This window comes from Helcococcus bovis, assembly GCF_046035835.1.
In the GTDB taxonomy this organism is placed as follows: domain Bacteria; phylum Bacillota; class Clostridia; order Tissierellales; family Peptoniphilaceae; genus Helcococcus; species Helcococcus bovis.
The window spans coordinates 21770-39075 of the sequence record NZ_JBFNGB010000004.1 but is presented as its reverse complement, the minus strand read 5'-3'; the positions used below and the strand labels follow the sequence as shown (position 1 = coordinate 39075).

General features: G+C 29.5%; 16 protein-coding genes and 1 other annotated feature. Of the genes, 3 read left to right on the top strand and 13 right to left on the bottom strand.

The annotated features are described in order from the left end of the window. Positions 1 to 6: 6 nt before the first annotated feature. The 10 genes from atpD to ileS form a co-directional block, all read right to left on the bottom strand. On the bottom strand, positions 7 to 1404 hold the full coding sequence (atpD, locus tag ABGF48_RS02100) for a F0F1 ATP synthase subunit beta (RefSeq protein ID WP_408104706.1): 1398 nt from the start codon (positions 1402 to 1404) through the stop codon (positions 7 to 9). A gap of 15 nt (positions 1405 to 1419) precedes the next feature. Further along, positions 1420 to 2283, bottom strand: a complete 864-nt coding sequence (gene atpG, locus ABGF48_RS02095) for an ATP synthase F1 subunit gamma (protein ID WP_408104705.1) — start codon at positions 2281 to 2283, stop codon at positions 1420 to 1422. A gap of 12 nt (positions 2284 to 2295) precedes the next feature. After that, positions 2296 to 3798 (bottom strand): F0F1 ATP synthase subunit alpha, encoded by a 1503-nt coding sequence (gene atpA, locus ABGF48_RS02090; protein ID WP_408104704.1) that lies wholly within the window; start codon positions 3796 to 3798, stop codon positions 2296 to 2298. A 4-nt stretch (positions 3799 to 3802) separates the two neighbouring features. After that, positions 3803 to 4339 carry an ATP synthase F1 subunit delta gene (gene atpH, locus ABGF48_RS02085; protein WP_408104703.1) on the bottom strand — a complete coding sequence of 179 codons (537 nt, stop codon included), beginning with the start codon at positions 4337 to 4339 and terminating at the stop codon, positions 3803 to 3805. Next, on the bottom strand, positions 4332 to 4838 hold the full coding sequence (atpF, locus tag ABGF48_RS02080) for a F0F1 ATP synthase subunit B (RefSeq protein WP_408104702.1): 507 nt from the start codon (positions 4836 to 4838) through the stop codon (positions 4332 to 4334). Before atpF ends, atpH begins: the two co-directional genes overlap by 8 nt. 25 nt (positions 4839 to 4863) lie before the next feature. Then, positions 4864 to 5124, bottom strand: a complete 261-nt coding sequence (gene atpE / locus ABGF48_RS02075) for an ATP synthase F0 subunit C (protein WP_408104701.1) — start codon at positions 5122 to 5124, stop codon at positions 4864 to 4866. Positions 5125 to 5141: 17 nt separating this feature from the next. Further along, positions 5142 to 5840: a F0F1 ATP synthase subunit A gene (atpB, locus tag ABGF48_RS02070; protein WP_408104700.1), complete on the bottom strand. Its 699-nt coding sequence runs from the start codon at positions 5838 to 5840 to the stop codon at positions 5142 to 5144. Then, positions 5830 to 6246 (bottom strand): ATP synthase subunit I, encoded by a 417-nt coding sequence (locus tag ABGF48_RS02065; RefSeq protein ID WP_408104699.1) that lies wholly within the window; start codon positions 6244 to 6246, stop codon positions 5830 to 5832. The genes atpB and ABGF48_RS02065 overlap by 11 nt, the downstream gene beginning before the upstream one ends. Next, a complete protein-coding gene (locus ABGF48_RS02060) occupies positions 6233 to 6457 on the bottom strand; it encodes an AtpZ/AtpI family protein (RefSeq protein ID WP_408104698.1) in 225 nt (74 codons plus the stop codon). The genes ABGF48_RS02065 and ABGF48_RS02060 overlap by 14 nt, the downstream gene beginning before the upstream one ends. A 312-nt stretch (positions 6458 to 6769) precedes the next feature. Further along, positions 6770 to 9862, bottom strand: a complete 3093-nt coding sequence (gene ileS, locus ABGF48_RS02055; RefSeq protein ID WP_408104697.1) for an isoleucine--tRNA ligase — start codon at positions 9860 to 9862, stop codon at positions 6770 to 6772. Between the two features lie 705 nt (positions 9863 to 10567). Further along, positions 10568 to 10769 (bottom strand) — a binding site (T-box leader). A 114-nt stretch (positions 10770 to 10883) separates the two neighbouring features. On the opposite strand from ileS, the gene ABGF48_RS02050 reads away from it, so the two are divergent. After that, positions 10884 to 12239 (top strand): MATE family efflux transporter, encoded by a 1356-nt coding sequence (locus ABGF48_RS02050; protein WP_408104696.1) that lies wholly within the window; start codon positions 10884 to 10886, stop codon positions 12237 to 12239. 56 nt (positions 12240 to 12295) lie between these two features. Here ABGF48_RS02050 and ABGF48_RS02045 read toward each other — a convergent pair whose 3' ends face one another. Then, positions 12296 to 13408 carry an FtsW/RodA/SpoVE family cell cycle protein gene (locus tag ABGF48_RS02045; RefSeq protein WP_408104695.1) on the bottom strand — a complete coding sequence of 371 codons (1113 nt, stop codon included), beginning with the start codon at positions 13406 to 13408 and terminating at the stop codon, positions 12296 to 12298. A gap of 109 nt (positions 13409 to 13517) precedes the next feature. On the opposite strand from ABGF48_RS02045, the gene nth reads away from it, so the two are divergent. Next, a complete protein-coding gene (nth, locus tag ABGF48_RS02040) occupies positions 13518 to 14174 on the top strand; it encodes an endonuclease III (protein ID WP_408104694.1) in 657 nt (218 codons plus the stop codon). A 46-nt stretch (positions 14175 to 14220) separates the two neighbouring features. Here nth and galU read toward each other — a convergent pair whose 3' ends face one another. Beyond that, positions 14221 to 15108, bottom strand: a complete 888-nt coding sequence (gene galU / locus ABGF48_RS02035; protein ID WP_408104693.1) for a UTP--glucose-1-phosphate uridylyltransferase GalU — start codon at positions 15106 to 15108, stop codon at positions 14221 to 14223. Next, entirely contained in the window at positions 15095 to 16477 is a 1383-nt protein-coding gene (locus ABGF48_RS02030) for a hemolysin family protein (protein WP_408104692.1), read from the bottom strand. Before ABGF48_RS02030 ends, galU begins: the two co-directional genes overlap by 14 nt. A gap of 169 nt (positions 16478 to 16646) precedes the next feature. Here ABGF48_RS02030 and ABGF48_RS02025 point away from each other — a divergent pair, with 169 nt between their 5' ends. Further along, positions 16647 to 17303, top strand: coding sequence for a phosphatase PAP2 family protein (locus tag ABGF48_RS02025; protein WP_408104691.1), 657 nt, complete (start codon positions 16647 to 16649; stop codon positions 17301 to 17303). The last annotated feature ends 3 nt before the right edge of the window (positions 17304 to 17306 follow it).

Sequence of the window (17306 nt, the reverse complement as noted above, 5' to 3'; positions counted from 1 at the left end):
TTCCTCCTATTCCATAGTCTTAGCTTTTTCCACCGCTTCATCAATCGTACCAACAAATAGGAATGCTCCTTCCGGCAAATCATCATGCTTACCTTCTAGAATTTCTTCAAATCCTCTTATTGTTTCTTCAATTGGTACATATTTACCATTTAAGCCTGTAAATTGTTCAGCTACGAAGAATGGTTGTGATAAGAATCTTTGAACTCTTCTCGCCCTAGCAACTGTAATCTTATCATCTTCAGATAATTCATCCATACCTAAAATTGAGATGATATCTTGTAAATCTTTATATCTTTGTAGTGTTTCTTGAACTTTTCTAGCACATTCATAGTGTCTTTTTCCAACAATATCCTCTGATAAAATTCTAGATGTTGAATCTAAAGGGTCTACAGCTGGGTAAATACCTAATTCTGAAATAGATCTAGATAATACCGTTGTAGCATCCAAATGTGAGAATGTTGTTGCTGGAGCAGGGTCTGTTAAGTCATCAGCAGGAACGTAAACAGCTTGAACTGATGTAATAGATCCTGTCTTTGTTGATGTAATTCTTTCTTGTAAAGCACCCATTTCTGAAGCTAATGTAGGTTGGTAACCTACAGCTGATGGCATACGTCCTAATAAAGCTGAAACTTCTGAACCAGCTTGTGTAAATCTGAAGATATTATCAATAAATAATAGCACGTCTTGATTTTGCTTATCTCTGAAATATTCAGCCATTGTTAAACCTGTTAAAGCTACTCTCATTCTAGCTCCTGGTGGTTCATTCATTTGTCCAAATACTAGAGATGTCTTATCAATAACTCCTGATTCCTTCATTTCATAGTAAAGGTCGTTACCCTCTCTTGTTCTTTCTCCAACTCCGGCAAATACTGATAATCCGCCGTGTTCTTTTGCAATATTATTAATTAATTCTTGAATCAAAACAGTCTTACCTACTCCGGCACCACCAAATAATCCAACCTTACCACCTTTTGCATAAGGTGCCATAAGGTCAATAACCTTGATTCCTGTTTCAAAAATTTCTGTTGAAGGTGATAAATCTTCAAAAACTGGAGCTTTTCTATGTATTGGAGCTTTTTCAACTTTTTCCAATCCAGCTTCATTATCGATAGTTTCACCTAGCACATTGAAAAGTCTTCCTAAAGTTGCATTACCAACTGGAACTGATATTGGAGCACCTGTATCAACAGCTCTATCCCCTCTTACCAATCCATCAGTAGATGTCATAGCTATACATCTAACTACATCATCACCGATATGTTGTGAAACTTCAGCAATAATTTTTTTATCTTTATTTTCAATTTCAATGGCATTTAATAAATTAGGCAAGTTACCTAAAGAAAACTTAATATCTAGTACAGGTCCTATAACTTGGACTACTTTACCAATATTTTCATTCGCCATATTTATTCCTTTCTTCTAGTTAAGAGCATTTGCTCCACCAACAATCTCAGATATTTCCTGAGTAATTGATGCTTGTCTTGCTCTATTAAATTCTAATTGTAAATTTTCAAGTAAATCTTCACCATTGGAAGTTGCGTTTTCCATAGCTGTACGTCTTGATGCTTGCTCTGAAGCAGATGATTCCAATAGACAACCATAAATTGTTACATTTATATATTGTTTAATCATTTGAGTTAAAACTGTAGAAACTGATGGTTCAAAATCAAAATCAAACTTTTTAGCTTTTTCTTTACCTTCAGATTCAAATCCTGTTGCAGGCAATAACTTAATTACCTTAGGAACAAATGAAACCATTGAATCAAATTTTGTATAAACAATAACTACTTCATCATAAACTTTTTCTATATATTTATTAGCAAAAAATGAACCCATAGCTGATGCATCTTCTATAACTGGATCATTATCAATATGAGTAAAATCCTTATTTACATCAAATCCTTTTCTTTTCAACAACTCTATAGATCTTATACCTGTAGTGTAAATTACAGTATTTTCAGCATCACTATTCTTAACATATTCTATAGCCTTATTTACTGCATTTATATTATATCCACCTGCAAGTCCTTTATCACTCGCAACCAAGATAACAGCTCTATTTTTAACTTCTCTTTTTTCCATTAAGGAAGAATTTGCTGAAGTCATAGCTAAAATATCATTTATATTTTCAAACACTGTTTCAAAATATGGCTTTGTAATTTCTAGTCTTTCTCTTGATTTTCTTAACTTAGCAGACGCAACTAGTTCCATGGCATTTGTAATTTGCATTATACTTCCGATACCTTGAATTCTTCTCTTAATATCTTTTGTGCTTTGTGCCATTTTACCCTCTTTCTAAGCGTAAGATTTCTTAAATTCTACAATCATGTCATGTATTTCTTGTTGTAATTCTTTTGAAAAATCTTCTGTTAAAATCTTTTCTCTTAATTCAGAATAATTATTTTGAGCATATTCTATTAAATTAGCTTCAAAATCTTTAATTCTTTCAACTTCAATATCATCTAATAACCTGTTTGTTGTAGCATATAAAATAATTACTTGGTCTCTAACGTCAACCGGTGAGTTTTGAGGTTGTTTCATTATTTCCATTACTCTCTTACCATGATCCAACTTAGATTTTGTTGATTTATCTAATTCTGAACCAAATTGTGAAAATGATTCTAACTCTCTAAATTGAGCAAGTTCAAGTTTAATACCACCTGAAACTTTCTTCATTGGTTTTAATTGAGCTGATCCCCCTACTCTAGAAACAGATAGCCCTGAGTTTACAGCAGGCCTTTGTCCTGAGAAGAATAATTCTGATTCTAAGAATATTTGTCCATCTGTAATTGAAATTACATTTGTAGGAATGTATGCTGAAATATCTCCAGCTTGTGTTTCAATAATTGGAAGTGCTGTGATTGAACCGCCTCCCAATTTATCACTTAATTTTGCAGCTCTTTCTAATAATCTTGAATGTAAGTAAAATACATCTCCGGGATAAGCTTCACGTCCTGGTGGTCTCTTAAGTAATAGTGACATCGCTCTATAAGCAACGGCATGTTTACTTAAATCATCATAAACGATTAAAACATCTTTCCCTTGATGCATGAAATATTCACCCATTGCAACACCTGAATATGGTGCTAAATATTGTAATGGCGCTAGTCTTGATGCAGATTCAGAAACAACAATTGTATATTCCATTGCACCTTTCTTTTCAAAAAGATTTACAATACCTGCTACTGTAGATTCTTTTTGTCCAATAGCAACATAAATACAAATAACATCTTTACCTTTTTGGTTAATAATTGTATCTGTTGCGATTGTTGTCTTACCTGTTTGTCTATCACCGATAATTAATTCTCTTTGTCCTTTTCCAATTGGTATCAATGCATCTATTGCCTTTATACCAGTTTGAAGTGGTTCATTAACTGATTTTCTATCAATAACTTGAGGTGCTGGAGATTCTACAGGTCTAAATTCTGTAGTTTCGATTTTACCTTTACCATCAATAGGTTGTCCTAAAGCATTTACAACTCTACCTATTAATTTTTCTCCAACAGGAACTTCAGCAATACGCCCAGTTCTCTTTACTTTACTACCTTCTTTTAAGTTATCATCATCACCTAAAAGTACAGCCCCGATATTGTTTTCTTCAAGGTTAAGTGCCATTCCATATACTCCACCTTCAAATTCTAACAACTCACCAGCCATACAATTTTCTAGTCCATGAACACGTGAAATACCATCACCTACTTCAATAATTGTACCTTCGTCAACTATTTCAGTTTTTTGATCATATTTATCAATCATAGTTTTAATGATTGAACTGATCTCTTCTGGTTTTAGTTTCATCTATTCACCCTCTTTCTTTAAGTGAGCTTTTTAATGCTTCAAGTCTTGATTTAATACTATTATCGATTCTTTTCCCATCAATAAAGATAGAAATCCCACCAATTAGAGTTTCATCAATCTTATTTTCGAGCTCAACTTTTTTTCCGAAATTTTTTTCTAATACTGCAATCAAATCATCAATGTCTGATTGTTCTAATTTATTAGCTGAATAAACTATTCCTTCAGCAATATTTTTATTGATATTATAATTTTTTCTATATTCTTTTACTAATTCCTTAAATACTAAAAATCTTGATTTATCAATTAATACTTTCAATAAATTTAATGTATCTACGTCTATATCTGAAAATACTTTTGATATTAATTGTTTCTTATCATCCTTTGTAACATTAGGATTTAACAATAATTGGTTAATTTCTTCATATTCATTTAATATTTTGTCAATTTCTAACAAATCTTTTTTATGAATATCAAGTTTGTCCTTTTCTAAGGATAATGTGAAAAATGCTTCTGAATAAACTTTACTTACACGATTATTCATAAGACTCCTCCAAATCCTTAATAAATGATTTTACCAAGTTTTTGTCAGTATCAGTATTTACCTTTTCTCTTAATACTTTTTCCGCAGCACTAATAGCCATATCAGCAATTTCATCATTCATTGATTTCATTACTTTGATTTTTTCAGTTTCTAAAGCTAATACACCTTTTTCATATTCAACTTTAGCCAATTCTTTGGATTCTTGTATTGCTTTATTTTTAATATCTTCTCCATAAGATCTTGCCTTTGAAATGATTTCTGATGATTCTTGTTTAGCTTCTAAAATTTTTGTATCATATTCCGCTTTAATTCTTTGTGCTTCTGCATTTGCAAATTCACTATCTCTTATACTTTTTTCAATAAAAGCCTGTCTTTTTTCTAGTAAGTCCTTTACAGGTTTATATAAGAAATGTCTAACAACTAAGAATAAAATCAATGTCGCTGCTAATTGTATTAATACTCCGGGAAACTCAGGAATAATCTTTACTTCAATTCCCATTTATATTCCTTTCTAAATACTTATATTATCCTAATAATGGTTTTAAGAATAATAATATTGATGCGATAATTAATGAATAGATACCTGTTGATTCAGCAACAGCACAACCTATTAGCAATACTTGAATGATATCCCCTTTAGCTTCTGGTTGTCTACCTACTGCTTCTACAGCTTTACCGGCTGCAAATCCTTGTCCAATACCAGGTCCTAACCCTGCGATCATTGCTATACCAGCTCCTAAAGCTGACATCCCTAAAATAAATGCTTCACTACTAATGTTTCCCATATTTTCCTCCTAAATTATTAAATAGTTTCTCTATCTCCTATTGCCAATGATACATTTACCATTGTCAACATTATAAATACAAATGTTTGAATCAAGCCTGCAAACACATCAAAGTATGCGTGGAACATCGGTGTAATAAACGGTGTTAAAAACACCGAAATACTATTTAATGCCGCATAAAGTAATGTTGTTACTATAACCCCACTCAATATATTACCAAACAAACGGAATGATAATGATATTGGATTAGATAATTCTCCTAACAAATTAATAGGTAATAAAACTGGTATGGGTTCGATATATCCTTTAAGATATGAGCCTATACCATTAAATCTTATATTATTAATATGTATCATCAGTGTTGTAATTATAGCTAAAGTAAATGGCACCGTATAATTTGATGTTGGCGGCTTAAGTCCCAACAATCCCAATAAATTCGATGTAGCTAAAAACATAGCCAAACTTGTAATATATGGTGTAAACCCAACATTGGCTTTACCCATAGTTGTCTTCACCAATTTATCCATTCCTTCAACAAACATTTCCGCTAATAATAAAATACCTTTGGGTTTTTCCTTAAAATTAGCACGTTTTGCCTTCATTCCTATAATTATAGAAATTATACTCAAAACAAAAACTACAATCATTGAATTAACTAATTCTGAAGCAATAGTATAAGTTTTTCCATTTAGTACAATATCTATACTAATGTCCATCTTTACCATCCTTTCTGAGAGAATTACTTCTTTTTTCTACGATTAGATAAAACAAATTATTTATATAAAAAACAAATTTAATTGACAACATACCAATTAAATATGTAAATATATTTAAATAACTTGACTTAGCTGCAATAAAAAATATTATCCCTGAAATCAAATATCTTACTGAATAGTTTATAGCCATGTACCTTTTTGCTTGCACTTCCGTTTTTTCAATTGCTGAAACAATGTTAAGATAAAGTATTCTAAAAAATGCTATACTAACTAAACCACCAAGTAATAGACCTAAAATTTTAGGTAGAACATTATCAAAAAATATCAATAAAATAATACTTTCAATAATCAAAAGTATAAGAACTTTTATTATGATATTATTTACATATTTTTCATTTTCTATCACGTTCTTTTTCACCTTTCTCAGTAGAGTTCAGAGACATAATTAATTTATAAGAATTAATAAATCCTGATGCAACTCCCATTATCAACAATATTATTAAAAATATCCATTTAGTCCCAACCCACTTATCAATATAATTACCAATCAAAAGTCCCAAAATAATCGGAACAGACATTGTAATCGCTAATTGTGTAATCAAAACTAAATTTTTCATTTTTCACCTCTTGTCTATTTCATTTTATCTAATAATGAAGCAAATATCAATAAAAATAATATAGCATGAAATATTTCTTCATACTTAGATAATTACATCTAAAATTATGTATTATAAAATTTATCAAATCATAAAAAACATTCATACTAAATAATAAAAAATCACAATAGAGTATGAATAAAGTTCAAAAATCATACAAAAGCTATCATACATAAATTAAAATATATTTAATCTTGTATGAAAAAAATCCCACTTTCCACCTCCACAGATACTTTCAGAGCGAGGACTTGTGGCGTTGTGGGATTTTTATTTTTATTTTCTACTTAATTTCAACTTAACAACCTTATCATTTAACGGCATTTTATCTTCTGATAATTCTGTTCTTTCTAATTTAACAGCCAAAGTTTCCTTCATTATTTCTGAAGCAAATGATTCTAATACAGAACTTAATTCATCGTCTGCTTCATAAAAAATTTCAATTGAATCCATTACTTCATACCCGTTAGATTTTCTCATTTGTTGAACTTTTGAGATGAATTCTCTCATGTAACCTTCTTTTAATAACTCAGGTGTTAATTCTGTATCTAAAATTACAAATAGATTTTTATCCATCTTAATATCAAAGCCTTCTTTACTTGAGATTCTAATATCAACATATTCTTTCTTAATTTCAAATTCTTCACCGTTAATATCCATCATTAAAGAAGCTTCTTCAAGTTTTTCAACTAACTCTCTAGCATCGATATTTTTTAATACTTGACCAAATTGACCTACATATTTGCCCAGTATAGCTCCTGCAATCTTAAAGTTTGGCTTTAATTCAAAATTCATAAATTCTTGTATGTGATCACTGAAAACAACTTCTTTAACATTCAACTCTTCTTTAATCAATGAAACTAGAGTTTCTAAATCATTTTTATACTTTATATCTAATAGAATTTCTCTAAGAGGTTGTCTTACTTTAATAGCTGCATCTTCTCTTGATGATCTACCAAGTGTAACAATTCTTCTTGCTATATCCATCTTTTCTTCCAATTTTTCATCAATTAAACTTTCATCTAACTGTGGTAATTTTTCCAAATGAACTGATTTTCCTCCAACAAGTTTTCTATATAATTCTTCAGAAGTGAATGGTATCATAGGAGCAAGTAATTTTGTTAGCCCAACTAATACTTCATAAGTTGTATTGTATACTGATTTCTTATCATCATTTATTTCTGACTTCCAGAATCTTCTTCTATTTCTTCTAATGTACCAATTTGACAAATCTTCAACTAAGAAATCTAAAACTTTTCTTGCAACATTAGTATATTCAAATACATCCATTTCCCTGTCATAATATTTAATTAATGAATGATATTTTGAAATTAGCCATCTGTCAATTTCAGGTCTATCCTTATAGTTTACAAAAAATGATGTAGGATCAACATTATCTGTTTGTGCATATAATTGGAAGAATGAATATGTGTTTCTCAATGTCCTAAACAACTTTGTTTCAACTTCTCTAACGCCATCTTCATCAAATTTAGTTGGTACCCATGCCGGTGAAACATAAATCGAATAGAATCTAATTGCGTCTGCACCATGTTTATCAAACATTTCAAATGGATCGAGTGTGTTTCCTCTTGATTTGGACATTTTCTTGCCCTCTTTATCTAAAACCAAGTCATTCACTAAAACATTCTTATATGGCGCTACCCCTTTGTACATTGTTGAAATTGCCATCAATGTGTAGAACCATCCTCTAGTTTGGTCAATTCCTTCTGAAATAAAGTCAGCTGGGAATAGATTTTCAAATTTTTCTGTATTTTCAAATGGATAGTGATTTTGTGCAAATGGCATCGCTCCCGAGTCAAACCATACGTCCATTACATCTGGAACTCTTGTATAAACTGATCCATCTTCACCTCTTAAATGAATGTTATCAACAAATGGTCTATGCATATCTAAAGTTTCAATATCAACTTCTTCAATAGCTTTTTCAGCTAATTCTTTTCTTGACCCAACCGTCATAATATCCCCAGCTTCATTTTTCCAAACTGGAAGTGGAGTTCCCCAATATCTAGATCTTGAAATTGCCCAATCCTTCAAATTTTCTAACCAATTTCCAAATCTTTTTTCACCTGTAAATGCAGGGAACCAGTTTACTCCTTTATTGTTTTCAACCATTTTGTCTTTAACATCTGTCACTCTCAAGTACCATGATGGTTTTGAATAATAAATCAATGGTGTGCCACATCTCCAGCAGTGAGGGTAATTGTGTTCCATCTTTTGTTTTGAGAATAATTTATTATTTTCCCCTAGATAAATTACGATATCTAAGTCGCAATCCATTACAAATCTATCTTTCCAAGGTGTTTCCTTAAATTTACCTTCTTCATCAACTGGATTTACTAATGGTAAATTATATTTCAAACCTACTTGATAGTCATCTTCACCAAATGCAGGTGCAGAGTGAACTATACCTGTACCATCTTCAATACTTACATAATCAGCCAATGTTACGAAGAATGCTTTTTTATTAACTTTGATAAATGGAAGAAGTTGTTCATATTCCATATATTCCATATCTTTACCTTTTAATTTTTCAACTACTTCGTAATCTTCACCAAGTACTTTTGTAGCCAATTTTTCAGCAAGATAGTAATATTCATCATCTTTTTTTACTTTTACATAATCAATATCCGGACCTACTGTTAATGCAACGTTTGAAGGCAATGTCCATGGAGTTGTTGTCCATGCTAAAAAATATTCATTTTCTTTATCTTTTAATTTAAATTTAACTGTTGCAGTTTGAGATTTAATAATCTTATATCCTTGTGCAACCTCGTGAGAAGCAAGTCCTGTACCACATCTTGGACAATATGGTAAAATCTTAGCTCCTTCATATAGCAATCCTTTTTTATTAAAATCATCTAATAAATGCCATGCAGTTTCAATATAATCATTATCCAATGTGATATATGGATTATCCATATCCGCCAAAAATGCCATTCTATCTGACATATCTCTCCACATTCCACTATATATAAATACTGATTCTCTACAAACTTTATTAAACTTTTCTACACCATATTCTTCAATTTCTTTCTTTGAATTTAAGTGCAATTTCTTTTCGGCTTCAATTTCTACAGGCAAACCATGAGTATCCCATCCTGCTTTTCTTTCAACATAATATCCCCTCATAGTTTTATATCTACAAGTCATATCTTTCAAAGTTCTAGCTATAACATGGTGTATACCAGGCTTACCATTAGCTGTTGGTGGTCCATCAAAAAATACATAACTAGGCCCTTCTTTTCTAGTTTCAGTTGATTGTTTCAATAAATCAATTTCTTTCCAATAATCAGATATTTGTTGTTCTCTATCTTTGACAGAATTTTCTGATAATGCTTCAAATTTCATAACTACCTCCAATTTTTATTTTCAAATTTTATTTCACAAATTTAGTAGGAATGTTGTCGATTCCGTTTTAATTAAAATTATAAACAATCTAAACTTAAATTAACTAATTGGAACAGAATTTAAATTTTGTTTTATATGTTCCATTATTTTTTGTTTTTTTCGCTTGTATTTGGAACAGTTTTTTTATTTTTTTTCATTTCTGTTCCATTTTTAAACACGATCTCTTCTTTTTCCTTGGAACAGTTTTTTGTTTTTTTTATTTCTGTTCCATTTTTATTTCTATCTCTAAATCAGCGAACACAGTGAGCTTTTGTAGATCTCACTCGTACCCTATGGGTATGCCAGTTTTTCCAAAATCTTTGATTTGGTGAAAACTACGACGGACGTACTTTTGTCTTCAGTCGATGCCCCGCACTCTGCGAGTGATTCCTTACGTCATTTCCCGCCCGCTACCTGCAATTCAATGCTCCCTTTTCGGTCGCTTTTCATTGGGTAGCTTTGCGTTTGACTTACTTTTGTCTTCAGTCCTTTCTTCGCACTCTGCGAGTGATTCCTTCGTCATTTTCCGCCCGCTACCTGCAATTCAATGCTCCCTTTTCGGTCGCTTTTCATTGGGTAGCTTTGCGTTTGACGTACTTTTGTCTTCAGTCGATGCTCCGCATCGTCTGAGCGACAAAGTTACGTCATAAAAAAAGCCCTGCAAAATGCAGGGACGAAAATCCGTGGTACCACCCAAGTTCACTATTAAAAATAGCCTCTATAGCATAACGCTGCTTAGCGAATTTTCTTACTAATTTCAGAAAATTATCTCTTAAGTGATTTTCGTTAAATGTTTCAGTATCTTTTTCAGCAAACAAGATCTCTCTAATCATCTACATATAACTACTGTCTTAATCTTAGATTTTCATATCATTTTAATAATATATATTTTTATCAATTTTGTCAATTTTTGTATTTGGTTTTTATATTATTTTGATTTATACTATTATGAGTATTATATTTTTAATTTAGGAGGGGAAATGTGAAAAATATATCTAATGATTTAGGTAAAGGAAATGTATTAAACTTATTTTTCAAGCTATCTACTCCAGCAATTATAGCACAATTAGTAAACATGCTCTACAATATGGTTGATAGAATATATATTGGTAGACTTCCAGAAATTGGTAGTATTGCATTGAGTGGTATCGGTGTTGCTAATCCAATAATAATGCTCATTTCATCATTTGCTGCATTAATAGGTATAGGAGGCTCTCCACTTGCTTCTATTGCATTAGGAGCTAATGATAAAGAAAAAGCAACAAATATATTAAATGTTTCAGCCTCTATTTCTATAATTATTGCAATTACACTAAGTATTTTTATCTTTATTTTTCTTGAGCCTTTATTAAATTTAATTGGTGCAAGTGAAAATAATATTGAATACGCCCTTGTGTATAGTAGAATCTATATACTTGGTAGTATTGCAGTTATGTTTTCTTTCGGAATGAATTTTTTTATGGCTGTACAAGGATTTGCTAAAGAGGCAATGTTTACAACTCTTTTAGGTGCAATATTAAATATTATTCTAGATCCTATTTTCATATTCTTGTTTGACTTAAAAGTTGCAGGAGCAGCAATAGCTACTATAATTGCTCAGATAGTATCTGCAATCTGGGTTATTAAATTTTTATGCAGCGATAAAAGTTTTATTAAGCTTAATTTTAAGAAATTTAGTTTAAATTGGAAAATTTTAACCCCAATATTAGCTTTAGGATTTTCTCCTTTTGTAATGCAATCCACTGAAAGTTTGTTGCAAATTGCCTTTAATAGATCACTATTCAAATATGGAGGAGATTTATATGTATCAACGATGTCAATAAATTTTATGGTAATGCAGATAATATTTTTACCTTTAAGTGGTTTATCAAGTGGTGGAGTTGCACTTTTAAGTTATAACTATGGAGCTAGAAATTTAAAAAGAATAAAAGAAACACTAAAAGTTTTAATTAGTTCATCGTTTATTTATGGAACAATTCTTACATCGTTAATATTTATTTTTCCAGAAATATTTGTAAAACTTTTTACAAATGATAAAAAACTTATTGATGCTACAATTCCTATGATGAAAGTATTTATAGCAGGATCATTTTTAATGGCTGTTCAGACAGCTCTACAACAAGCTTTTGTAGCATTTGGACAAGCTAAAAGAAGTACTTTTAATGCCTTGCTAAGAAAAATAATTTTATTAATTCCATTAATATATATTTTACCTCAATTTATAGGGGATAAAATTTTTGCAGTTTATGTTTCAGAGCCAATAGCTGATATTATTGCTGCGGTTGTTACATGTATAAATTTTTACTTATATTTTAAGGAAGAATCTAAAAAAATTTGAATTACCCGAAAGCAAAAAGCATTATACTGGCAATTAAGCCAATATAATGCTTTTTATTAAAATTCTAGAGATTTTTTATTCATGCTTATAGAAAGTACAAATCCCATTAAAAGTAAATTTATAAGTTGGAATGTACCACCGTGAGAGAAAAACGGAAGTGGGATACCTGTTACAGGCATAATTTTCATAGTCATTCCCATATTTTCAAATACGTGCACAAATAACAGTGCCAAAACTCCTATCACAAATGTAGTATGATATAAATCTTCAGATTTATATGCTATAGATACCATCCTTGTAAAAATTATAAAATACAAGAACATTGCAAATGATCCACCTAAAAATCCAAAATCTTCTACCAAAACAGGAAATATAAAATCTGTATGTTGTTCTGGGATATATCTATTTTGTGAAAATGGACCTGTTTTATATCCTCTACCAAATAATTGCCCTGATCCTAAAGCTATCAATCCCCTATCTGTTTGATGTGTTGAAGTTGATAAATTTCTTGAAGAATCATTAAAATCTAATATTCTGTCCTTTGCATACCCTTCAAGATTAGACCATATAAATGGAAGACTAACTATCAAAGCCAATACTGCAGCTCCAACTAAAATTCCTATTTTTTTCCATTTTAACCCTGATACGAATAACATTGATACAACTATAAACAAAACAACCATAGCTGTTCCTAAATCTCTTTGTACAATTATTAATCCCACAGGAAATAGTGATAAAATAAGATATTTAAATATAAACTTCCAATTGTTTATATTACTTTTATTTTCTCCTAATAAAATTGATAAAAATAATATGTGTAAAACTTTTGATATTTCACTTGGTTGTAAGTTAATTGGTCCAATTTTCAACCATAAATTCGCTCCCCAGCTATCTCCGCCATAACCAAAAACTATAGTCATTAAAATTAATCCAACGGATACAATATATATTAACCATTTTATTTTTTTAAATATATCTAAATTTAATACAAAAATAAATAGAATTCCTATGAATCCAAAAATCGTAGATATGAATTGAGATTTTATTGTTCTTCCTACTGGTGTTATAGCCGCATTTAACACTATTAATCCAAATACTACCAAAACAATTAGTGATAAAAGTAGTATAAAATCCATTTTTTTTAAGTTTTTCCATGAAAAATTAAACATTAAAGAGACTCCTTAATTTATATTACAAATTAATTGCAATATATTTGTGATATAATTTATTATAGAACAAATTAGTATTAAAAAAAAGTATAATTTTGTAGGAGGAATAATGAAAAATAAATTATCAAAAAAAGAAAAGCTAGAAGCTCTACAAATTTTATATGATTATTTTCCTGAAGCTAAAGCAGAATTAGATTTCACAAATGAATTTGAACTATTAATAGCCGTAATGTTATCAGCCCAAACAACAGACAAACGTGTAAACATCGTGACAAAAGATTTGTTTAATAAATATAAAAATCCTAAAGATTATATAAATGCTGATATAAGAGAGATAGAAAATCAAATAAAATCTATAGGATTATATAAAAGTAAAGCAAAAAATCTAAAAAAAATGTGCGAGTTACTTATATCCAATTTTAAAGGAAAAGTTCCACAAACTCGTGATGAATTAATGTCTCTTCCTGGAGTTGGAAGAAAAACTGCAAATGTTGTTTTGTCTGTTGCTTTTGGTATACCTGCCATAGCTGTTGATACACATGTTCATAGAACAGCAAATAGAATTGGACTTGTAAATTCAGATAATGTACAAGATACTGAAAAGCAACTTATGGAATTAATACCTAAAAAAGACTGGTCTAAGGCTCATCATGTTTTGATTTTTTATGGAAGAAGAATTTCCAAATCAAGAAATCCCGATTGCGAAAACGACCCAATAAAACATATAAGTTTACATTGCAGAAAAATGCTAAATAATCAAAAATAAAAAATCGACAATGTATTCCAAACGCAAATACATTGTCGATTTAACTTTATAATTCTTTACAAATACCTTTTAAATATTCTCTAAATTCATCTTTTAAGTCTTTATCTCTTAAAGCATATTCAACTGTCGCTTCTAGAAATCCTATCTTACTTCCAATATCATATCTTTTACCATCATAAAGATATCCTAAAACACCTTCATTTTTAGCTAAAAGATCAATAGCATCTGTTATCTGTATCTCCCCACCAACTCCTGGTTTTGTCTGTTCTATGTATTTAAATATTTCCTTAGTAAATACATATCTACCTAATATAGCTACATCAGAAGGAGCATCTTCCGGATTTGGCTTCTCTACACACCATCTAATATCATAGGTTCTATCATCTAGTTGGTTAGCTTCTATAGAACCATATTTATTAATTTCTTCCATTGGAACTTTTTTACAACCAACAACATCTTTTCCAGTTTCTTCAAATTTATGAATTAACTGTCCAATCGCTGGATTCCCAGGATTATATACAATATCATCTCCAAGAACTACTGCAAAAGCATCATTTCCAACAAATTCTTTTGCCTGCAAAATTGCGTGCCCTAATCCCTTTGTTTCTTTCTGTCTTTTATAATAAAAATTGGCTTGATCTGCAATTTTCCTAATTGCTTCATATTCCTTCATTTTTCCGTTTTTTTGAAGTGAATGTTCTAATTCAATTGTATAATCAAAATGATCTTCTATTTCATGTTTATTTCTATTTGTAATAAATAAAATTTCTTCTATACCAGACTCTACTAATTCTTCAACTATTATTTGAATAGTAGGTATATCAACAATCGGTAACATTTCCTTTGGAACAGCTTTTGTAAATGGTAAAAATCTTGTTCCAAATCCTGCTACTGGTACTACCGCCTTTTTTACATTTAAGTTATTTGTTTTCATTTTCTTCATCCTCTTTTTTATGAGTAAACTCATCAAATACCGTAATTTTAGCTTCCATTATTCTTTTATCTTTTACTTCTAATACTTCTACTCTTAAGTTTTCAAAATTAAATGAAGGTTTTTCTCCATCTTCCGGTATATATCCTAAGTGATATATAATAAATCCACCTATTGTATCATAATCTTCAGAATCATCATTTATTTGGCTACCTGTTTGACTGTTAAAATCTTTTATCGAAATTGATGCTATAACTTTATAAACATCATCTGAAACCTCTTCTATCTCAGGTTCATCATAGTCATATTCATCATCAATATTTCCCACAATTTCTTCAATCAAATCCTCCATGGTTACAATCCCTGCAAATCCACCATATTCATCAATAAGTAAAGCCATATGTTTATTATTGGTTTGTAGCTCAGAAAATAATTCATTAATATTTTTTCTTTCAGGTACAAAATATGCAGGTTTTAAAATTTTCTTAATATCTACATTTTCAAAACCAACACTATAACTTTCTAAAAGATAATCCTTAAGATACAATATACCTTTTATATTATCAACATCATCATCATATACAGGTATTCTTGAATATTTCAATGACATCATATCATTTTTATAATTAACAAATTCATCATTAATATCTATCATAAAAACTTCTGTACGTGGTGTCATTATTTCTTCAGCGTATGTTTCATCAAAGCTTATAACTGAGTTTATCATTTCACTTTCAACTTTATCAATTACTCCTTGAGAATGTCCTAATTGAACTAAAGACTTTATATCGTTAATTGTAATTTTAGAATCAAGCTCATCTGTTTCAATACTTAATATTTTCATAAATAATTTTGTAATTCCAGATATTAACCAAACTATTGGCTTGAATATAAACACAAGTAATGACACAAAGCCTATAGTTGATCTTGCAACATTTTCAATATTACCAAATGCAATTCTTCTAGGAATAAGCTCTCCAAATATTATAATTATTAAAGTTAAAATTAAAGTAACTAATATTTGTGCTATGAATAATGGATAAAAAATATTTAATTTATTAAAATACAAAGCTAATCTAGGTGTAATTAAAACTGCTGTCATTGTAACATTTAAAAATGAAACCAGTGTTGAAACCAAATGTATTACAGATAAAAACTTAGACTGTTTTTCTAAAACTGATAATATTTTTTTTGCTCTATTATCCCCATCTGATGACTGTTCTTCCAATAAATTTTGATCTACAGATGATATTGCTAATTCTGCTGCAGATAAAATCGCATTAATTATAACTAAAACTATGGATAATATAATATATCCTGTTAAAGATCCGCTATAGAGATGAATTTCTTGAGCGGCCTGCGGTAATTCCATTTTCCCTCCAAATAATTTTTTATATTTTTACACTATAATATCACAATAATAACGTTTATTCAATTTTCAATACACATAAAAATATTACAATTTTTAAATTTACTTGAATTTTAACTATTAAAATTGATATTATATCTGTGAATATTATTACAATTAATCTAGGAGGAATATGAAACAAAAGAAATCTACAATTTTAAATATAAAAAATAAATTGTTAGAAAAAAAATATGCTTTCTCATGGCTATTTATTTATGTCGTATTTTGTGCAGCAACATACGAATTATTTAATAGACCATTTGGAACGGTAAGAAATCTAAAAATACCATTTGATGATATGATTCCACTTATAAAAGAATTAATAATTCCATATCATACATATATACCAACTTTAATTGTTGTTGGTTATATAATTTATAAAATTGATTTTAATGAATATAAAAAAATGATATTAGCTTTATTTTTAGCACAAATAACTGCATATATTGTATTTATGCTATTTCAAACATATGTACCAAGATATGATATAAATCTTTTAGGAAATGATATTTTCTCAAATATAATTAAACATACTTATTTAATTGACGGGACATACTCTGGTGCTCCATCAATGCATGTATGTGTAATGAGTTTAGGAATTTTTTATTTATTTAAAATAAAATTCAACAATATTGCTAAAGCTTTGCTTATTTCTTATATGCTTTTAATTTGTGCAACTACAGTATTAGTAAAACAACACGTTTTCTTGGACATCCCTTTTGGTTTGTTGCACGCAATATTGAATTATTGTATTATTGAATTTACATTTTTAATAAAATCAAAAAATTGATAT

What these genes read in the sequence shown, in the direction of transcription:
- atpD (WP_408104706.1), bottom strand. Translation starts at nt 1,404, where the DNA reads ATGGCGAATGAAAATATTGGTAAAGTAGTCCAAGTTATAGGACCTGTA.
- atpG (WP_408104705.1), bottom strand. Translation starts at nt 2,283, where the DNA reads ATGGCACAAAGCACAAAAGATATTAAGAGAAGAATTCAAGGTATCGGA.
- atpA (WP_408104704.1), bottom strand. Translation starts at nt 3,798, where the DNA reads ATGAAACTAAAACCAGAAGAGATCAGTTCAATCATTAAAACTATGATT.
- atpH (WP_408104703.1), bottom strand. Translation starts at nt 4,339, where the DNA reads ATGAATAATCGTGTAAGTAAAGTTTATTCAGAAGCATTTTTCACATTA.
- atpF (WP_408104702.1), bottom strand. Translation starts at nt 4,838, where the DNA reads ATGGGAATTGAAGTAAAGATTATTCCTGAGTTTCCCGGAGTATTAATA.
- atpE (WP_408104701.1), bottom strand. Translation starts at nt 5,124, where the DNA reads ATGGGAAACATTAGTAGTGAAGCATTTATTTTAGGGATGTCAGCTTTA.
- atpB (WP_408104700.1), bottom strand. Translation starts at nt 5,840, where the DNA reads ATGGACATTAGTATAGATATTGTACTAAATGGAAAAACTTATACTATT.
- ABGF48_RS02060 (WP_408104698.1), bottom strand. Translation starts at nt 6,457, where the DNA reads ATGAAAAATTTAGTTTTGATTACACAATTAGCGATTACAATGTCTGTT.
- ileS (WP_408104697.1), bottom strand. Translation starts at nt 9,862, where the DNA reads ATGAAATTTGAAGCATTATCAGAAAATTCTGTCAAAGATAGAGAACAA.
- ABGF48_RS02045 (WP_408104695.1), bottom strand. Translation starts at nt 13,408, where the DNA reads ATGTTTAATTTTTCATGGAAAAACTTAAAAAAAATGGATTTTATACTA.
- nth (WP_408104694.1), top strand. Translation starts at nt 13,518, where the DNA reads ATGAAAAATAAATTATCAAAAAAAGAAAAGCTAGAAGCTCTACAAATT.
- galU (WP_408104693.1), bottom strand. Translation starts at nt 15,108, where the DNA reads ATGAAAACAAATAACTTAAATGTAAAAAAGGCGGTAGTACCAGTAGCA.
- ABGF48_RS02030 (WP_408104692.1), bottom strand. Translation starts at nt 16,477, where the DNA reads ATGGAATTACCGCAGGCCGCTCAAGAAATTCATCTCTATAGCGGATCT.
- ABGF48_RS02025 (WP_408104691.1), top strand. Translation starts at nt 16,647, where the DNA reads ATGAAACAAAAGAAATCTACAATTTTAAATATAAAAAATAAATTGTTA.